Genomic DNA, 19,182 nt, shown 5'->3' with positions numbered 1-19,182 from the left:
CCGCCGAAGGTCCCCCGGGTTCCCGCCGAAGGTCCCCCGGGTTCCCGCCGAAGGTCCCCCGGGTTCCCGCCGAAGGTCCCCCGGGTTCCCGCCGAAGGTCCCCCGGGTTCCCGCCGAAGGTCCCCCGGGTTGAAACCCGGGGCTGGAAATGCCATAAGCCCCGTCTCGGCTCGCTGCGCTCGCCGAACGGGGCTTCACCTGCTCGGGGACGGCAAGGGCCGGCCCGGCGGGGAGGCCGGGGCGCGCACCACATCCTCCGGTTGCTCCACAGCATCCAGTCCGCGAAGGCGGCCTTCGTGTGGGTGTTGCAGCGAATTCATTCGCCCTTGCAGCCGGGGCCGGCGGAGCAAACCTGGACCTTATCCCACGCGCCGGTCCGCGCCTTGCCTCCGTTCCGAACGGGACACAGGCGCGCAAAAGGAGACAGAGGGATGATCCGCTACGGACCGGCGGGGTTTCAGTACAAGGACTGGGAGGGCGTGGTTTATCCCGCTCCCAAGCCCAAGAAGTTCGATCCGCTGGCATACCTGGCGGAGTACTTCGACACCATCGAGATCAACTCCACCTTCTACGGCCCGGCGGCGCCCAGGACGGTGCAGAGCTGGCTGCGGCGGACGGAGCACAACCCCGACTTCCGCTTCGCGATGAAGCTGCACCAGCGCTTCACCCACCAGCGCAAGACGGCGTGGAGCCCGGCGGAGGTGGACGAGGTGCGGGCGGGGTTCGACCCCATGCTGGAAAGCGGGCGGCTGGGCGCGGTGCTGCTGCAGTTTCCCTGGAGCTTTCGCCGCACGGACGAGAACCGCGAGTGGCTGGCCGACGTGACGAAGACCTTTGGCCACTACCCGCTGGTGCTGGAGGTGCGCCATTCGACGTGGAACGAGCCGGGCTTCTTCGACGCGCTGGTGGAGCGGGGGATCGGCTTCGTGAACATCGACCAGCCGCTGTTCAAGAACTCCATCAAGCCCAGCGCGCACGTCACCTCGCCCGTGGGATACGTGCGGGTGCACGGCCGCAACTACCAGGACTGGTTCCGCGAAAAGGCGGGGCGCGACGAGCGGTACGACTACCTGTATTCCCCGGCGGAGCTGCAGCCGTGGGCGGAGCGGACGAAGGAGATCGCCGCGGAGCCGCCCACGGAGGACGTGTTCGTGGTGACCAACAACCACTTTCGCGGCAAGGCGGTCGCCAACGCGCTGATGCTGCAGTCGATGGTGGAAGGCGGCAGCAAGGTTCCCGGCCCGCCGCCGCTCTTCGACGAGTACGGCGAGGTGCTGGCGGACTACGCACGGCCCCAGGCGCCCGCGGAGCCGGAAAGCTGAGTCGGCCGGATACGCAAAAGAATGGGCCTGATAGGGAATAGGGAATAGGGAATAGGGAATAGGGAATAGCCGGCAACGGCGGGAATTCCCCCATGCCGTTTCCCCTGCACTCGCGGTGCGGCAGTCCGGTGGGTGTGAGCGGAGGCATGGCGCTCACGTCGACGAGGCACGAGCCGGCGTGGTGTGTCGGAAACGCGAAACAGGTGGGATGCGGCAGGGAGCCATCCGCGGTTTTTTTGAGGAGGATGCGGATCGCCCGATGAGCTACGCAGCGCACGGGAGCAAGCCAATCGCACCACCTGATGCGCGATCTTGAAAACCATCCGCCACGTCCTGACAGTCAATGTGAGCGAAACGCTCATTTCAGGGCATGGTATAGATGTCGTAGCAAAGTGGTCTAGCGAAATTTACAAAATTTCCTATTGCGGCTTTCACACAGGTGTAGTAGTGACATTTTGTTTGGGGAAAGTGTCCGCAAAACGTGCGACAAGGATGTCTCAACAGTGGTCGTACGAACGAACGTCCGGGAACTTGCATGCATCACAACACCATATACAACAACGTTTTTGCGGCCTCCATTGACCGCACATTGCATTTGGTATAACATCATGCATGTCGGCTGGGTGGCGCGGAAGAAGCGGCGCCCGGTGACCGACGATCACCAGCCCGCCGCCGAGGCGGGCCCACGAACACACCGAGAGACACAACCATGATGAGAGCTGTTCTTGCCGTTCTTTGCGCCGCCAGCCTTGGCGCGTGCAGCCAGGACGCCACCGCCCCGGTGCAGGCGCCCCAGGTGCCCAGCGCCTCCGCCAGCGCCAGCGTAAGCCTTGACCAGCCGTTCGAGCTTCGCGTGGGCCGCAGCGCCACGGTGGCCGGCGAGGGACTGACGGTGAGCTTCCAGGCGGTGCCCAGCGATTCGCGCTGCCCCACCGGCGTGCAGTGCGTGTGGGCCGGCAACGCCGTGGTGCAGGTGGTGCTCTCCAAGGATGGCAAGGCCTTTGGCGCCGAGCTGAACACCAACCTGGAGCCCACTTCGGTCGACTACCTGAACTACAACGTGGCGCTGGTGTCGCTGACCCCGTACCCCACCGCCAACGGCGGCGGCATCTCGCAGTCGCAGTACCGCGCCACCTTCGTGGTCACCAAGACGGCGCCGTAATCCGCCAGCGGCCCAGGCGCGGGAACTGAAGGGTTCACGCGGAAGTCGCGGAACAAGGTCGCGGAACAAGAGAGAGGACGCGGATGAAAGCTTCATCCGCGTCCTCTCTCTTTTTCAGCTCCGCGTCCTCCGCGCAACCCTTCTCTTACGGACGGCGAGATCCGTCCGGTCCGCGATCAGGCGGGCACCAGGGCGTCCGCGGGCTGCAGAAACTGGGCGCTCACCCAGCCGCTGACCGGCGCGCTGATCTGCTTCCATCCGTCCTGGTCCGCCACCCCCGTCACCACCACGCCCTTCGCCAGCGGACTGCCGGCGACGGTGGGGTTGGACCCGCCGGGGCCGCTGCGCACGTTCAGCGAACCGGCGGTGACGGTGAACCGGGCGCCGCCCGTGGACGGCTGCGGCTGCGGGAGGTTGGGCACGCCGTCCGTGGACGCCACCACGCTGGCGCGCAGGATGGCCTCGAGCTTCGTCGCGTACCCCGCGATGGTCTGCGCCTGGTCGGTGCCGTTGATGATGCGGCGCGCGTTCACGTAGTCGCACTTGCCGGCGTTGATGTACTTCGACAGGCCCACCCCGGTGAACGAGCCCTGGCGCATGCCCAGCGACATGATCTTGTACGCCACCACGTCGTCCAGGGCCAGCTGCGGCTCGTACAGCAGCCGGTTGTTCAGCTTGCCGCCAAAGGTGCGGTAGTTGTCCACCCAGGTAAGCTGCACGTAGCCGCGGCCGTAGTAGGCGTTGGTGAACTGCTTGCCCGTGGCGGGATCCGTCACCGTGACCGGCTTGCCGTACGGCCGCCCCTGTCCCTTGCCGAACTCCTCGATGGGGAGCCAGCGGTCCGCGCACTCGTGCTTTACCGTCGCCAGCATGTAGGCCAGCCAGCGCAGGTCGGTGATCTGCGGATCGCCCTCGGCCGCGCCCAGCAGCGCGTCGAGCCCTGCCCTGCGCTCCGGCTTGCTGATGGCGCCGAACGCCGCCTCGTAGGCCGCAAAGAACTTCTGCCTGTCGATCTTCATGGGAACCGCTCCTGGGGGAGAGAATGGAAGGGGAACCGCTGGTGGGGATGCGACCGCCGCCGCGCCGGGAGGCGCGGCCCGCAATCTAGCATGAACCGCGCGGTGCACCAAGGGCCGCCGCCCTGGGGTTCGCGGATGTTCCCCGGCCGCGCCTCCCCGCGGGCGGATGCACCGAATGCCTGTCGCATCGCTCTCATCACGGAACTGCGAGCGCCTGCCGGAGCCGCTGGCGTTCCTCGAGGACATGAGCCGCGACGACGTGCAGTTGATCGTGGTGGAGCCCGCCACCGGCTGACGCCGGCCGGGCCCGCCGCCGCACGCACGACGCCGCCCCGGACCCGCTCCGGGGCGGCGTCGCGCATCCGGAGCCCCGCGTTCCATCCCGAACGCCGGCCAGTTCCGCATAACGCCTTTGCCTGCATCACGTTGCGCCGGGAAATCAGAACTCTTGTTTCCCGGCGCGCGAGGGTGTATCCTTCGTCTGCCTCAGACGGGTCCTTCGCCATCCTCCGTTCCCGACCGACGTGGCCGCCCCCGCCGTGCTGCTCGTGGATGCCCACGAGGACAGCCGACTCATCTACGCCGCCTGCCTGCGCCATCACGGAGTCGCCGTGGTGGCGAACGAGTGCTTCGTGGCGGCGGTGGAGACGGCGCGGACGGTGAAGCCGCGGGTGATCGTGCTGGCGCTCTCGTACGCGTCCGGGCCGGGGTGGACGGCGCTGCGCACGCTGAAGGAAGACCCCGCCACCGCCGGCATCCCCATCCTGGCCGTGAGCACCACCGGCCTGGCCGAGCACCGCGAGCGCGCCTTTGCCATGGGGTGCGCCGCCTTCTTCGTAAAGCCGCTTCCCCCGCTTGACCTGCTGAACGCCGCGCTGGGCCTGCTGAGCGGCGCCGCGGTGGCCTGATCCCGTTCTCCGAGAGAAAAACACCTTCATGGGTACAGAGGAACAGAGTCAGACAGAGAAAGCGACCTCTGTCTGACTCTGTTCCTCTGTACGATTACTCTTTTTCAGGATCTGGTACCATGCAGAGACGCGGCGGACGCGGAGAGGAGCTTCTCTCCGCGTCCGCCGCGTCTCTGAGTGATACCCGTCTTTCTGGATCCGGATCAGCCGCTCAGGTGGCGTTGGCGGGCTCGCGGTACCGGGCCAGCACCTCCAGGAACACCTTGGACGACCGGGCGAACGCGCCGCGGCGGCGCAGCTCGGTGGGGCTGCTGCCCACGAACTTCTGCGTCACGCGCCGCAGCCCGCTGTCGGACGAGTAGCCGCAGGCGTGCGCCACCGAGAGCACCGTGCGCCCCGGGTCGTCCAGCAGCTCGGCGGCCAGAAGAATGCGCATCCACGCCAGCAGCTTGCGCGGCGGCGGCAGCTCGGCGCGCTCGCACCAGCGCAGCAGCGTGCGGCGGGAGAGGCGCAGCTGGCGGGCCAGGTCGCGCCCGTGGCCGCCCACCGCCACCACCTCGGCCGCCGCGTCCACGATGGCGCGGGCGCGCCCCGGGGTGTCGGCCGGCAGCACCTGCTCCAGCAGCGCCTTCAGCGGCCGGCCCTGCGCGGCGCGAAAGCGCTGCACCATGGCCTGCGGCGTGTCGTCGTGGGCAATGGAGATCACCTGCACCACGCCCCACTTGCCCAGCGTGCGCAGGTCGTCCAGCCGGTTGGGCTTGATCTCCATGGCCGCGAACACCGCCGTGGAGGGAAACTCCACCAGCAGCGACTTCAGGCTGGGCGAGGGGCCGCCCGCGCCGGTCACGTCCTCGTACGGGTTCACCACCACCAGCGCCGAGGGCGGGCTGTCGCGCACCGCCTCTTCCAGCGACGGCCAGTCGGGCACCGCCTGGAACGTGTACTCCTTGCCGGCCACCTTGCGTACCCGCTCGCGGAATGCCTCGTTGCTGTGCAGCACCAGCAGAGGACGTGCGCCGATCTTCATCAGTGCCTGTCAGTGTGAAAGGGTTGGTACGGGGGCGGGGCCCGGGGCCCCGCGACTGCGGACCGTCTACCGGGCCACCAGCGACGCGTTCAGCGTGCGCACCAGGTCCAGCGCAAAGCTCTCGGCGCGCGCGGCCGTCTCGGGCTCGGGCGGGGGCGCGGCGGCGGCGCGGGCCCGGGCCGGCACGCCGCGGGTGCGGCGCACCTGGTCCAGCACCGACTCGGCGCTCAGCAGCACCTTGCCCTCGCCGCGCTCGCGGGCCACCTGCGCCGCCCGCTCGGCGGCCCGCTCGGCGCGCTCCCACTCGCCCAGCATGGCCGCGCCGTGGGCCAGCTCAAGCATGACCGTGGCGGCGTTCTCCAGGCTTTGCGCGCGCGACATGCGGTCCCACACCTCGTCCCACGTCTGCTCGAACAGGCGCCGCTCGCCCGCGCCGGCCGCCGCGCGCACCATGTTGGCCTGCGCGAACACCCGGTCCTCGTGGCGGTGCAGGTGGTGCACGAGGGCGTGGAACACCGTGAGCGCGGGGGCAAAGCGGCCGCGCTCCATCCAGAAGTACGCCACGTCCGACGCCAGGAAGCTCAGGCTCTGGCTCTCGGGCCCGTAGGTGTCGTACGCCAGCCGCGCCAGCCGCTCGGCCTGCTCGGGGTCGCCCATCTGCGCGGCCAGCACGAACAGGTCGTGCAGCGCCGAGCCGTGCAGCTGCCGCAGCGAGTGGCGGCGGGCGGAGCGCAGGGCGCGCAGGTGAAAGCGGCGCGCCAGGGGCAGGTTGCCCCGCTGCGAGTACAGGTTGCCCAGCCCGCCGAACGCCATGCTGTAGCTGGCCCAGTCGCCGCTCTGCCGCCCCAGCGCCACCGCCCGCCGGTACCAGGTCTCGGCCCGCGCGTACTCGGCGCGGCGGCGGGCCAGGCGGCCCACGGCGTAGCTGGCGGCGGCGTCGGCCGGCAGCACCACCGCGGCGCCCTGGGCGTAGGCGATGGCCGTCTCCAGGTGCCCGTGCAAGTCTGCCCAGTGCGCCACGTGCTGGCACGCCACGGCCACCTGGTCGTCGCGGGCGCTTTCCGGCGCGCCCGCCATGCGCACCAGGGGGAGCAGCGCCAGCTCCAGCTGCACGTCGGCCTCGGCGGCGCGCAGCAGCGCGGCCAGCGTCTCGTCGGCGCGGGGCGCGAACAGCCCCTCGCGCTGCTCCGGCGCGGTAGAGGCCCACAGGTATACGTCGCGGGCCACGTGAAAGAGCAGAACCCCCAGCGGACCCTGCATCTCACCCAGCACGGCCGCGCCCTCGAAGGGCTCGCCGCCGTGCAGGATGGCCGGGGGCGTGCGCCAGCGCCGGGCGGTTCGCCGGACGGGCGGGGTCAGACGCCTGGATCGCATCAGTGAACAGAACGGTGGGAGGCGACCTGTCCCCACGGGAGCGGCCGGGGGACGACGGCATCTTAACGCGTATCTCCTTTCCACGCCATAGTCTTGCCTCCCCCCCGGCACGGCCGGTGCTGGCGGGAGAGGGTTTGGCGGACTGTCGTTTGGTCTCGAATTACGCGCCCGTGCCGTAGTACTTTCGGTAGCGCACCCGAACGGCCACACCGATCGCCGATCGAGCGTTTGACCGGCCGTGTCGGATCGGCTCGACTTACGCCGACTTCTCCGTCCCTTCGCGGCGGGATGGCCGCCTCGGCTCTCTGGCCGTTATTTTGACGTATATAGTCCTATAACGTGAGTTTTGGGACAGTAGCAGAGTTGACGTTTGAGCGTGCAAGAACGCACGGCGCCCGCCGGAGCGGGCGCCGTGCGTCATCGCGCGTCAACTTGCGGCGATGCGGCGGAGGTCGGCGACGATGCGGTCCACGAAGCGAGGCACGTTGGGCCCGCCCCGGTCCAGGTCGATGGCCTGCAGCGCCGACGCCGCGTCCACCAGCGTTCCCTGCTCGTCCGCGAACCCCGGGGCGCGCAGGTCCAGTTCCGCCATCTGCAGGCCGATGTCCGCCAGCAGCGCGCGGATCATCATCAGCCGCGGGCCGCGGTCCATGGGCGACGCGGCCTTGAGCGCCTCCAGCTCCGCGACCGCCTGCTCGCACAGGCGGACGAATTCCGGGGGATGGGGGGACGGGGCGGGATCAGTCATGGCGCGTCCGGAGCGAGGGCGATCAAAAGGGGACGGGGGCATGGGAAGATAGTGCCCAGGATCGAGTGCCCAGGATCAAGTACCTAGTACCTAGTACCTAGTACCTAGTACCTAGTACCTAGTACCTAGTACCTAGTACCGAGTACCGGATCCCACTGGGCACTGGGCACTAGGCACTAGGCACTCTTCCCCCCCCGCCGCATCATCCGCGGGACGACCACGGCCAGCGCCACGATCCCCAGCAGCGCGCGGAACACGTACTGCACGTACGGCGGCTCGCCCTCGGGGGTAAACGTGGGGAGCAGGTACAGGTCCGCCAGCAGCAGCGCGGCCGCGGTCAGCGCGATCAGCAGTCCCAGCACGACCGGGCGCACCCGGGTGTCCACCCCCGCGTGCGTCTCGTCGTCGATCCGCACGTCCTTGGTCTCGCGCAGCAGCAGGCTGCCCAGGACAAAGGTGATGAGCGCCACCGCCACCGGGTACAGCAGCCCCGCGTACTGCGCGTCCACCGGAAAGCCGTCCGGCTTCGCCGTGGCGAACGCGACGACGGCCGTGGCGATCACCGGCAGGAAGCCGCCGAAGTAGCCGTTCCCCACGTGGTAGGGCAGCGACACGCTGGTGTAGCGCACCCGCGCGGGAAAGCTCTCTACCAGGAACGCCGCGATGGGCCCATAGACGATGGTGACGAAAAGGACCAGGACGAACACGCACGCCGTGAGCGCCACCGGGTTGTAGGTGCCCCCCGCCGGCGTAAAGCGCCACATCAATTGGAAGATGGGGATGATGAAGATGGCGGCCAGCAGGTTGCCCGCCATCATCACCTTCTTGCGGCCGATGCGGTCCGACAGCGCGCCGAAGAAGATGAAGAACGGCGTGGCCAGCACCAGCGCCACCGCGATGATGGTGCGCGTGTCGACGAAGTTCACCTTGCCCACGTTCTCCAGCCAGGTGAGCGCGTAGAACTGCCCCGTGTACCACACCACCGCCTGCCCCGCCGCCGCGCCCCACAGCACGATCAGCATGGTCTGCCACCGCCCCGCGCTGCCAAAGCTCTCGGCGATGGGCCGCGTGCTCGTCTTCCCCGCCGCCTTCATCTGCGTGAACAGCGGGCTTTCGCGCAGGCGCAGGCGAATGAACAGCGACACCAGCACCAGCACGGAGCTCAGCAGGAAGGGCACGCGCCACCCCCAGCGCTCCCAGTCTTCCGTGGGCATCATCGACCGCACGGCCAGAATCACCAGCAGGCTCAGGAGCAGCCCCAGCGTGGCCGTGGTCTGGATGAACGCCGTGTAGAAGCCGCGCTTGTGGTCGGGCACGTGCTCGGCCACGTACGTCGCCGCGCCGCCGTACTCGCCGCCCAGCGCCAGCCCCTGCACCAGGCGGAGCAGGAGGAGGATGAGGGGCGCCGCCACGCCGATCGTCGCGTAGCCGGGAAGCAGGCCGATGACGAAGGTGGCGCCGCCCATGATGAGCAGCGTGACCAGGAACGCGTACTTGCGCCCCACCAGGTCGCCGATGCGCCCGAAGAACAGCGCGCCGAACGGCCGCGCCGCGAACCCGGCCGCAAAGGTCGCCAGCGTCTGCAGCAGCGCCAGCGTGGTGTTGCCCTGCGGAAAGAAGTGCCCGGCGAGGATCGTCGCCAGCGAGCCGAAGATGTAGAAGTCGTACCACTCGATCATCGTTCCCACCGACGACGCGGCGATCACCTTCCAGATCGTGCGCGTGTCCGACGCCTGGTGCACGTGCGGCGCGGCGTCGGGGTGGGCGGGAAGCGGGGCTTCTGCCATGCGGTGCGTCTCCGGCGGCGTGGGTCGGCGGGCCGTGCGGGGCGGGCCCGGAAGACGGCGGAGGGATGGTTTGCGTGCGTTCGCGGGCCCGCGTAGCTTGGCGAGCGAACGTCCGTTCCCCCTGCCTGCCGCGGTACGATGCGCGGCGCGTGCGCTCCCGGCAAGTCACACGCCGTCCCTGCGCCGCCGCCGCGTGCGAGTCTTGCAGCGCGGGGCGGACCGACATCGAAATCCCGATCCGGCGGCCCCCGCGCCGCCCGCGTGCGTACACGCCAGCTCTCCCACAGGAGATCCGGATGGCCGAGCAGACCCTCGACTCGCTTCTTACCGAAGACCGCACCTTTCCCCCGCCGCCGGAGTTCACCGCCCAGGCCAACGCGGGCGACCCGGGGATCTACGCCCGGGCGGACGCGGACCCCGAGGCGTACTGGGCGGAGTGGGCGCGGAAGCTGGACTGGTTCCAGCCCTGGGAGCGCGTGCTCGATTGGCAGCCGCCGTACGCAAAGTGGTTCGTGGGCGGCACGCTGAACGCCTCGCACAACTGCCTTGACCGGCACGTGGCCGCCGGGCGCGGCAGCAAGACGGCCATGCTGTGGGAGGGCGAGCCCGGCGACCGCCGCGCCTACACCTACGAGGAGCTGCACCGCGAGGTCTCCCGCGCCGCCAGCGCGCTGCGGACGATGGGCGTGCGGAAGGGCGACCGCGTCGCCATCTACCTGCCCATGATCCCCGAGGCCGCCATCGCCATGCTGGCCTGCGCGCGGATCGGCGCGGCGCACTCGGTGGTGTTCGGGGGATTCAGCGCCGAGAGCCTGCGCGACCGCATTCGCGACGCCGAGTGCAAGGTGCTCATCACCGCCGACGGCGGCTACCGGCGCGGCGGCGTGGTGGCCCTCAAGCGCGCCGCGGACGAGGCGCTGGACGAGCAGGGCGGGTGCCCCTCCATCCAGCACGTCCTGGTGGTCCGCCGCCATGGCGGGGACGGCGACGCGCTGGGCGGCGCGGTGATGAAGGAGGGGCGCGACGCGTGGTGGCACGACGTGGTGGACGCCGCCAGCCCCGACTGCCCCGCCGAGCCCATGGACGCCGAGGACCTGCTGTTCATCCTCTACACATCGGGGACGACGGGGAAGCCCAAGGGGATCATGCACAGCACGGGTGGATACCTCACCCAGTGCCTGGCGACCACCAACCTGGTCTTCGACCTCAAGGACGACGACGTCTACTGGTGCACGGCGGACGTGGGATGGGTGACGGGGCACTCGTACATCGTCTACGGCCCGCTGGCCAACGGCGCCACGGTGCTGATGTACGAGGGCGCGCCCGACGCGCCGGACCGCGGGCGGATGTGGAAGATCATCCAGGAGTACGGCGTCACCATCTTCTACACCGCGCCCACGGCCATCCGCGCGTTCATGAAGTGGGGCCCCGAGTGGCCGCGGAAGCACGACCTTTCCACGCTGCGGCTGCTGGGGACGGTGGGCGAGCCCATCAACCCCGAGGCATGGATGTGGTACCACCAGCACATCGGCGGCGGGCGCTGCCCCATCGTGGACACGTGGTGGCAGACGGAGACCGGGGCCATCATGATCACCCCGCTCCCCGGCATCACCGAGACGGTGCCGGGGTCCGCGACCACGCCCTTTCCCGGCATCCGCGCCGACATCCTGTCGCTCAAGGGCGAGCACATCCCCACGGGCGGCGGGTTCCTGTCCATCCGGCGCCCCTGGCCCAGCATGCTGCGCGGCATCTGGGGCGATCCGGAGCGGTTCGTGGACACCTACTGGACCAAGTGGTCCGGCGAGACGGTCGGTTCGGGGGATGACCAGCAGCCGGGCGAGAGCGTGTACTTTCCCGGCGACGGCGCCAAGCGCGACGCGCGCGGCAACTACTGGGTCATCGGCCGCATAGACGACGTGCTGAACGTAGCCGGCCACCGCATTGGCACCATGGAGGTGGAGAGCGCGCTGGTGGACCACCCCTCCGTGGCCGAGGCCGCCGTCGTGGGCAAGGCGCACGAGCTCAAGGGCCAGGCCGTCGCCGCCTTCGTCACCCTGAAGGACGGCGTGCAGCCCAGCGACGCGCTGCTGAAGGAGCTGTCGGAGCACGTGGTCAAGAAGATCGGCGCCATCGCCCGCCCCGACGCCATCCTTTTCGCCGGCGACCTGCCCAAGACGCGCAGCGGCAAGATCATGCGCCGCCTGCTCAAGGACATCGCCGAAGGCCGCGCCCTCGGCGACACCACCACCCTCGCCGACCCGTCCGTCGTCGCGCGCCTCAAGGACGACTACGAGGCCAAGGAAAGCTGAGCAGGCGACCGATTTTCCGACGACGGAAGTCGGCTGATCGTGGATTCATGGCCGTCGGACAGACATGTCCGCAGTGCAGGCGTCAGGAAAATGCCCGGCGCCCATCACCTTTCATGAGGAGAAAAAACTATGTCGACGCACGTTTACATCGCGAACTCGCTCAATCAGGACGTCTACGTACTACCGGCGGAGAAGACGGGATGGCTGCTGGGAGACGTCGGCTTCAGCGTGGCACTGCTGGCCACGGGGGCGACTGAGATCCGCCTCCTGGGCATGGCCAGTGAGCTGCCGACGGCGTTGAGGACCGTGAGAGACCTGTTCATCTTCCTGAGAATCATGTCCGGCACGTACGGCAGCGCGCAGAACATCAGCAAGTTTTCCCAGCAGGTGGTCGACCAGGTCAAGAACAATGCGATAAAGATCCCCGCGGGCCAGGTAGTCGACGTTCTGGATCAAGGCTTCCTCTCCACGTACACGTCACTGAGCGGTGTGATCGGGCAAATCTTCAGCGCAGACACGTTCAACCTGCTCGTGATGACCGATGACGGAAAGCAGGTCGCGCTGGCCTCTACCAACCCGGACTACTCCTGGATTGTCCAGGGCGATCGCCGGGTCCGTTCCGCGTACGGCGCCTCCCCGTGGCAAGCGGACCCCGGTGCGGGCGTGTACCTGTTCAACGCAGGGGACTTCGTGCCCCCTGGCAGCTATCAGCAAACCTGCAAGGACATCCATGTCACGTTGACCTGCAGTGCCAAGGCCCGGAACGGATCGGCTCACCGGGCCAGCTTCGACCTCACAGCGCACAGCAGCGATGTCTCGCTCAGCAACGTCGATGGCAGCTTGGTGGTGGACAACGACACCGCAAGCGCAAACGGGTTCGTGCCGGGCGGCAGCTACACACAGACGTGCAGCGAAATCAAGGTGGAGCTCACGTGCCAGGCACAGAAAGGCGATATGACGTACCAGGCCGCTTCCCTGGACCTGACCAACTTCGAATCCGCGGACGTGAGCAACAACAACGGCGTGCTGGTGAACGAGTCCTAGTCCGGGCCGCGGGGACGTCGCCCGGCGAGTGCTGCTGAGACGATCAATTCCGTAGCGATGGAAGACGCGGCCGTGGACTCGTCGTTTCTGTCCATCCGGCGTCCGTGGCCCAGCATGCTGCGCGGCATCTGGGCGATCCGGAGCGCTTCGTGGACACCTACTGGACCAAGTGGTCCGGCGAGACCGTCGGTTCGGGGGATGACCAGCAGCCGGGCGAGAGCGTGTACTTTCCCGGCGACGGCGCCAAGCGCGACCAGCGCGGCTTCTACTGGGTCATCGGCCGCATCGACGATGTGCTGAACGTGGCCGGCCACCGCATCGGCACCATGGAGGTGGAGAGCGCGCTGGTGGACCACCCCTCCGTGGCCGAAGCCGCCGTCGTGGGCAAGGCGCACGAGCTCAAGGGCCAGGCCGTCGCCGCCTTCGTCACCCTCAAGGACGGCGTGCAGCCCAGCGACGCCCTGCTGAAGGAGCTTTCGGAGCACGTGGTAAAGAAGATCGGCGCCATCGCCCGCCCCGACGCCATCCTCTTCGCCGGCGACCTCCCCAAGACGCGCAGCGGCAAAATCATGCGCCGCCTCCTGAAAGACATCGCCGAAGGCCGCGCCCTCGGCGACACCACGACGCTGGCGGATCCATCGGTCGTCGCGCGCCTCAAGGACGACTACGAGGCGAAGGAAGGCTGACGCGCGGCAATCGTGCACTGTTCAAGCAGAAGAAGGGGGCGCTCCAGCGGGGCGCCCCTCTCGTTTGGGAGTGTGTTCGGCTCGCTTGCCCGGAATATGGGAAAGCTCCCGATCCCGCCCTTCTAATCTCCCGCTCCGCGCGGTCCCCGGATGTGCAGAACGGCGCTCCGGTCCGCGGAGCAGCGCCCACTGCTCGTCATCACGGCTTCACGGGAGGGATCCATGGCAACGGGAGCGGATCTTCTTCACCTCGCGGCCGCCCACCTGGGCGAGCCGTACGTGCTGGGGGCGCAGGTCCCCAAGAACAACCCGAACTGGGACGGTCCGTGGGACTGCGCCGAGTTCACCGCGTGGTGCGTGTTCCAGGCTGGCGGGCGGCTTTACGGGTGCTCCAACAACCAGGGAAACCCCGCGCGCGTGGAGTCGTTCTCCGGCTGGTGGGGCCGCGACGCACGGGGAATCGGCCGCGAGATCTCCGTTGCGGAGGCAGCGCGCATTCCGGGCGCGGTGGTGTACCGGGCGCCACGCACCGGCGCCATTGGCCACGTGGTGTTCTCCGACGGACGCGGCGGCACGTTCGAGGCAAAGTCGCGGAGCACGGGCGTGGTCCGCAGCACCCTGGACGGCCGCCGATGGGACATGGGGATCCTGGTGCCCTGGATCGACTACGCCGCCGGACCGCCGGTGCCTGTGCGGCGCGGGGGACCTATCTACCGCCTCACCACGCCGCTGATGCGCGGCCCCACGGTCCGCGCCATTCAGATGGCGCTGCTGCGGCGGGGGATCAACCCCGGAGACACTGACGGACTGTTCGGTGTGCTCACCGCCGCCGCCGTGAGCTCGTTCCAGGCCGCCGCCGGCCTGGTGCAGGACGGGGAGGTGGGGCCGGAGACGGCAAGGGCGCTCGGCATCCCGTTCCCCTGAAGTTCAGATACACGTCAGCCCTGCAGCTGCCGGTTCGCGCCAGCCCCAAGACGCGCTCCGGCAAGATCATGCGCCGCCTGCGCAAAGACATCGCAGAAGGCCGCGCTCTCGGCGACACCACAACGCTGGCGGACCCACCCCCAAGGTCGACTACGAGGCGAAGGAAGGCTGACTGTCAGGCTGCTGCTGGACGATAAAGAACGGGCGCTCCTCGATGTGGGGAGCGCCCGTTCGTCTTTCCGATGATCACCAAACCTCTCTCACCAGAACGTAGTGCTCATCCCAGCTCGGATACGCTCCTCCTCCCCTCAGCAGAGAAACAGCTCAAGGTTGTCCATCCAAGGGCATATAACGCCAGATAACAAGAGTCATCTGTACGACTCCGCCGGCTCACCATTCAGCCCTTCGAAGGAGGCCTCATGCCCGACATTCGTGTTCTAGCTGCAATCCTGCTCAGCTCTGCAGTGGTCCTCATTCCCTCAGGGCTCGAAGCCCAGAGCACCGCGAAGCTGACCGTCAAAACGAAAACCGTAGGTGGGGTGATAACGATCCCCTACGGCTCGTGTACGGTCGAGGTGGAGGGGGAGGTACCATCGGGAGTTCATACCAACATCGTGGACGTTCAGTTCGAAAACGAGAGCAATGGGGCGTCTGCGGCACCGCAGGACCTCACGGTGTGGGTCGGAAGTGCGCAGTCTCTTGACATCGACAAGAACGACGCCCAGGAGACGATGTACCTTACGCGCGCTGCTCTGGCCGGGAGCGAGATCACCATTCGTCCAAGGGGCCAGGACGTAGCGATCTGCGCCGTCAGTGTGGAGGACGAGGAGGTTGAGCAACTGGAGGTCGACGATGCCTTTCAGCTGCTTGCCGGGGTGGAGTTCATAAGCGCGGACGGTTTCCGGGAGCAGAATGCGCACGTACCCGCCGCAGCTCGGTGGGAAATACCTGTGCGTGTAACGACAAATCCCAAGACGTCCCGCCCCTGGTACCTAGAAGATGTATATTCGCTGCTGACGACTCAGGCAGAGTACACCCGCATACTGGGCGCACGCACCGAGTTCAGCTGTGTTGGCCAAACGGTTCCGAGCGCTCAGAAGCCGGACACCATTGCCGGTGATCAGTGCGCCCCCAACCAAGTGACCGCGGACTCAACCACGGTGTTTCGGGAGAGGGAGAATTCGTTCGGCTATCACGCCGCAGGGGCGTGGCGGATTACCACGAATGGTCGCTGGGAAATGAACCTGGGTTTTGCGGATCGAGATGTTTTCTTCGGCCCTGCATTCAAAGTGGGTTTTCAGACCGATCCCGGATTGGGTTCTCCGGATTTCTTCTCCATCCTGCTCGGCGGCGTGAGTCTTACACAGGTGGAGATCACACCTGACTACTACACCGAGAGATTCCAAATGCAGGTTCTTTGGGGCCGCTCGCCGAACTACTCGGACGAGCGGGTTACGTTCGCGGACGGCACGAGTGACCTGCGGAACCTGCAGTCATCTTCTACCGAAAGGTGGCAGATCAGCGCCGCGTTCCAACCGATCCAGGGATACTACCTGAGAGGCTCCGCTGAGTTCGGGCACGGCGTTCCGGACGTTGCGCGCCTCGCCGTCGTAACTCGGCTCGATGTGCAGCGACTCATTCAGAGCCTAGTAGGCAAGAAGGATCCAATCGATCACTGACGGCAGAATTGAGACCATGCCGCCGGTTGGTTGACAAGGTGCCCACTCGCGCGTCATTTGACGGCGGTGGACCAGGGCCGGGGCGTCCGCGAGGGGCGCCCCGGCAGCGTTTTCAGGATCAGCACGGATGTGGGCGGATGGGCAGCATAGTGGCGGATGGCGGGAGCGGGCGGCTGCGGCTGGGGCACATCGTGTACAGCAACTGCTTTCCGGTGCACGCGCGGCTGCTGGACGTGGGCGCTCCGGAGTGGATCGACATCGTGCAGGGGGTGCCGTCGCACCTCAACGGGCTGCTGGAGCGCGGCGAGATCGACGTGGCACCGTGCTCCAGCATCGAGTTCGCGCGCAACGCGGACCGCTACCGCGTGCTGCCGGACCTGGTCATCGGCGCGCGGGGGCCGGTGCGCAGCATCGTGTTCGCGAGCACGCGCCCGCCGCGGGAGCTGGACGGCGCGCTGGTGGCCATGCCCACGGCGTCCGCCACCTCGGTGGTGCTGCTGAAGGTGCTGCTGCGGCTGCGCTGGGGCGTGCAGCCGCGCTTTCGCTGGTTCGACCAGGCCGCGGAGGACCCATTCGCGGCCGGCGCGGACGCGGCGCTGTTCATCGGCGACGTGGCGCTGCGGGCAGACCTGTATCCCCACGTGCCGCACCGCTTCGACCTGGGCGCAGAGTGGTGGGACCACACGGGGCTTCCGTTCGCCTTCGCGGTGTGGCAGGCGGGCGGCGGCGGGGACGAGGCGCTGCGGCGGCTGCATGCCACGCTGCTGGAGTCGCGCGCGTACGGGCTGGCGAACCGCACGGAGCTTGCGGCGCGCTGGGCGGAGCGGTTCGGGTTTTCGCCCGCGTTCCTGGACGGCTACTGGGCAGACCTCTCGTACGAGCTGGACGCGCCGATGCTGAAGGGGCTCAACACCTTTTACCAGATGGCGGCGGAGATCGACGAGATTCCCCAGGCGCCGCGCATCCGGTTCGTGGAGACGGGGGTCGCGGAGCCAAGGAACGGGTGAGCGGGGCCGCCGAGGCGTCCTCCGGAAGTGTGCCGCGCGCTCCACAAGACTCTTGTGGCGCGCACGTCAAGTGTTTATTGTCGTAGCCCGCACGTTCATCTCCCATCGTTTTGTGGTACCTCCATGACGCAGGTTGAAAGAATCTCCCTGGTGCTCGCCGTAATCGGTTGCGCCGCCGGGGTCGTCGTCATCCCCGAAGTGCGCTGCGCGACCGGCCTGGATTCTCCCCTAGAGTGCACGGAAGGGCTAGGCGCTACGCCCCTTTTCCCCACGCTGAATGGTGCGCCGCCCAGCCCTCTCGCCCGCGTCCAGGATCCCCGGGTAACGAGCATCAGCACCCGGTTCAAATGGATCGAGGCAAACCAGCCGGGGTTCCTGTTCCAGGAAGTGCCGCTCACCTGGGCGGACGCGGACAGCGCGATAGCCACCGTATACGTAAACGGCGGCGAGATCCCCAAGATCCGGGTGCGCGTGTACACGGGCGCCGAGCGCAATTCGCTGCTGTTCTACTACACGGGCAGCCGGCTGGACTTCGTGCACCAGGTGAGCAAGCCCTCGCCGGATAAGCGGTACGAGCAACGCTTCTATTTCGACCGCAACCGCCTGTTCCGGTGGCTGGGACCGGGCAACGCCGTCATCGCGGAGGGTTCGGCCGGCTTTGCCGAGAACTCCGCTTATCTCGCCCAGCTTGGACCGCAGCTGTTGAACCTCGCGCACCAGGCGCTTCGACGCGGGACTTGAACGTTCGCGCTTCTACGTAGATGTTGATATGCGCAGGCCGCCGGTGGCACCGTCCCTCCGGCGGCCTTTCCTCGCGCGTTCGTACTTGCATCCCCTACCCTGGCGTTCCGTGACCCGACATCTCCGCTGGGCTGTCCTGGCCGTCCTGGCGCTCGCGGCGGACCCGCTGGACGCGCAGTCGAGCGCCCGTCCGCGTCCCCGGTTGGCGGCGGCGGACACCGTCCCCGGCGTGCGCGTGTGCGCGGGCGGCGACGTAACGCTGGGCACCAACCTGGACACCACCTGGGTGCACACGGCCCGCGCCCGCCTGGGCCGCCGCGTTCCCGCGCTGCCTTCGCCGGACTCGCTGCTGGCGCCGCTGCGGCCGCTGCTGGCGGACGCGGACGTGGTGCTGCTGAACGTGGAGGCGGCCATCGGCGAGGGGCGCATCAACCGGCGGAAGTGCGCGCCGGGATCCACCGCGTGCTTCGCCTTTCGCTCGCCCGTGGCGGCCGCGCAGGCCATGCGCAACGTGGCGCCCGGGCGGGCGCAGGTCATCGGCAACGTGGCCAACAACCACGCGCGCGACGACGGCGACATCGGGTGGCGGAACACGGTGCGCCACCTGGAAGCGGCGGGCGTGCAGGTGACGGGGCTGGACACCATCGCCACGCCGGTCGTCACGGCGCGCGGCGACACGGTGGCGTTCCTGGGATTTGCGCAGTGGACGGGGCCGGACCCGCGCAACACCGCCGCCGTGCGCCGCCACGTGCGCCGCGCGGCGGACGAGTACCGGCGCGTGGTGGTGACCATGCACATGGGCGCGGAGGGGCGCGGGCGGCAGAACACGCCCGACGCGCGCGAGACGTTCGTGGGCGAGGACCGCGGCAACGTGGTGGCGTTTGCGCGCGCGGCGGTGGAGTCGGGCGCGGACCTGGTGATCGGACACGGACCGCACGTGATGCGCGCGGCGGAGTGGCGCGACAGTGCGCTGGTCTTTTACTCGCTGGGCAACCTGGTCACCTATGGCCCGTTCACCATGAGCGAGCCGCTGAACCGGGGCGGGCTGGCGTGCGCGGTGCTGGACGAGGACGGCGGCATCCTCCGCGCCCAGCTGCGCTCCACGGTGCAGCGGGTGCCGGGGCTGGTTTCGGCGGATGCCACGCATCGCGCGGCGGTGCTGGCGGACTCGCTGGGCCGCATCGACTTTCCGGGGACGGCGGCGCGGCTGGATCCCGCCTCGGGCGAGGTGCTGCGCCCGGACGGCTCCCGCTTGCCCGGCGCCGTCATCGACGCGATGCCTGCGTCCCGCCGGCGCAGGTAAAAGGATCATACAAGATCCGGAAGGGAGGCACTGCGCAGTGCTTTCCTTACGCCCGGACTGTGCACACCAAGCGGCAGGATCTGGCGGTCACGCCGGGTTTCCGGGCTATGCCCGGGAGAGGGCTCCGCGCGAGGGGAGGGAG

15 protein-coding genes and 1 pseudogene are annotated in these 19,182 nt (G+C 68.4%); 11 read left to right on the top strand and 5 right to left on the bottom strand.

Features of this window, described 5'->3' with window-relative positions; translation table 11 throughout:
* The first annotated feature begins 431 nt into the window (after positions 1 to 431).
* Positions 432 to 1,322 carry a DUF72 domain-containing protein gene (locus tag VGC13_RS10770; protein ID WP_331125258.1) on the top strand — a complete coding sequence of 297 codons (891 nt, stop codon included), beginning with the start codon at positions 432 to 434 and terminating at the stop codon, positions 1,320 to 1,322.
* 709 nt (positions 1,323 to 2,031) lie between these two features.
* Entirely contained in the window at positions 2,032 to 2,484 is a 453-nt protein-coding gene (locus VGC13_RS10765) for a hypothetical protein (RefSeq protein WP_331125257.1), read from the top strand.
* 176 nt (positions 2,485 to 2,660) lie between these two features.
* Here VGC13_RS10765 and VGC13_RS10760 read toward each other — a convergent pair whose 3' ends face one another.
* Positions 2,661 to 3,503: a hypothetical protein gene (locus VGC13_RS10760; protein ID WP_331125256.1), complete on the bottom strand. Its 843-nt coding sequence runs from the start codon at positions 3,501 to 3,503 to the stop codon at positions 2,661 to 2,663.
* A gap of 524 nt (positions 3,504 to 4,027) precedes the next feature.
* On the opposite strand from VGC13_RS10760, the gene VGC13_RS10755 reads away from it, so the two are divergent.
* The gene (locus VGC13_RS10755) at positions 4,028 to 4,411 is read left to right on the top strand and encodes a response regulator (protein ID WP_331125255.1); all 384 of its coding nucleotides are present in this window, start codon (positions 4,028 to 4,030) and stop codon (positions 4,409 to 4,411) included.
* A gap of 211 nt (positions 4,412 to 4,622) precedes the next feature.
* Here the strand turns inward: VGC13_RS10755 and VGC13_RS10750 are convergent, their stop codons facing one another.
* The 4 genes from VGC13_RS10750 to VGC13_RS10735 all read right to left on the bottom strand — a co-directional run bounded on the left by VGC13_RS10750 (position 4,623) and on the right by VGC13_RS10735 (position 9,347).
* Positions 4,623 to 5,438, bottom strand: coding sequence for a helix-turn-helix domain-containing protein (locus tag VGC13_RS10750; RefSeq protein ID WP_331125254.1), 816 nt, complete (start codon positions 5,436 to 5,438; stop codon positions 4,623 to 4,625).
* Between the two features lie 66 nt (positions 5,439 to 5,504).
* Positions 5,505 to 6,812, bottom strand: a complete 1,308-nt coding sequence (locus tag VGC13_RS10745) for a tetratricopeptide repeat protein (RefSeq protein ID WP_331125253.1) — start codon at positions 6,810 to 6,812, stop codon at positions 5,505 to 5,507.
* A gap of 427 nt (positions 6,813 to 7,239) precedes the next feature.
* Positions 7,240 to 7,560 (bottom strand): hypothetical protein, encoded by a 321-nt coding sequence (locus VGC13_RS10740; RefSeq protein WP_331125252.1) that lies wholly within the window; start codon positions 7,558 to 7,560, stop codon positions 7,240 to 7,242.
* Positions 7,561 to 7,736: 176 nt separating this feature from the next.
* Positions 7,737 to 9,347, bottom strand: coding sequence for an MFS transporter (locus VGC13_RS10735; RefSeq protein ID WP_331125251.1), 1,611 nt, complete (start codon positions 9,345 to 9,347; stop codon positions 7,737 to 7,739).
* A 296-nt stretch (positions 9,348 to 9,643) separates the two neighbouring features.
* Between VGC13_RS10735 and acs the strand changes: the two genes are divergently transcribed.
* The 8 genes and pseudogenes from acs (at position 9,644) to VGC13_RS10695 (ending at position 19,040) form a co-directional block, all read left to right on the top strand.
* A complete protein-coding gene (gene acs / locus VGC13_RS10730) occupies positions 9,644 to 11,656 on the top strand; it encodes an acetate--CoA ligase (protein WP_331125250.1) in 2,013 nt (670 codons plus the stop codon).
* 129 nt (positions 11,657 to 11,785) lie between these two features.
* On the top strand, positions 11,786 to 12,700 hold the full coding sequence (locus tag VGC13_RS10725; protein ID WP_331125249.1) for a CVNH domain-containing protein: 915 nt from the start codon (positions 11,786 to 11,788) through the stop codon (positions 12,698 to 12,700).
* A 21-nt stretch (positions 12,701 to 12,721) separates the two neighbouring features.
* Positions 12,722 to 13,386 (top strand): annotated as a pseudogene (locus tag VGC13_RS10720) (AMP-binding enzyme); the annotation flags it as partial.
* Between the two features lie 222 nt (positions 13,387 to 13,608).
* The gene (locus VGC13_RS10715) at positions 13,609 to 14,310 is read left to right on the top strand and encodes a peptidoglycan-binding domain-containing protein (protein ID WP_331125247.1); all 702 of its coding nucleotides are present in this window, start codon (positions 13,609 to 13,611) and stop codon (positions 14,308 to 14,310) included.
* Positions 14,311 to 14,729: 419 nt separating this feature from the next.
* Positions 14,730 to 15,989 (top strand): hypothetical protein, encoded by a 1,260-nt coding sequence (locus VGC13_RS10710; protein ID WP_331125246.1) that lies wholly within the window; start codon positions 14,730 to 14,732, stop codon positions 15,987 to 15,989.
* A gap of 137 nt (positions 15,990 to 16,126) precedes the next feature.
* The gene (locus tag VGC13_RS10705; protein WP_331125245.1) at positions 16,127 to 16,996 is read left to right on the top strand and encodes a menaquinone biosynthesis protein; all 870 of its coding nucleotides are present in this window, start codon (positions 16,127 to 16,129) and stop codon (positions 16,994 to 16,996) included.
* A 123-nt stretch (positions 16,997 to 17,119) separates the two neighbouring features.
* Positions 17,120 to 17,737: a hypothetical protein gene (locus VGC13_RS10700; RefSeq protein ID WP_331125244.1), complete on the top strand. Its 618-nt coding sequence runs from the start codon at positions 17,120 to 17,122 to the stop codon at positions 17,735 to 17,737.
* A gap of 109 nt (positions 17,738 to 17,846) precedes the next feature.
* Positions 17,847 to 19,040, top strand: a complete 1,194-nt coding sequence (locus tag VGC13_RS10695) for a CapA family protein (protein WP_331125243.1) — start codon at positions 17,847 to 17,849, stop codon at positions 19,038 to 19,040.
* The last annotated feature ends 142 nt before the right edge of the window (positions 19,041 to 19,182 follow it).

The sequence above is a fragment of the Longimicrobium sp. genome (assembly GCF_036399255.1).
Lineage (GTDB): Bacteria > Gemmatimonadota > Gemmatimonadetes > Longimicrobiales > Longimicrobiaceae > Longimicrobium.
This window is presented reverse-complemented; position numbering and strand designations above follow the sequence as displayed.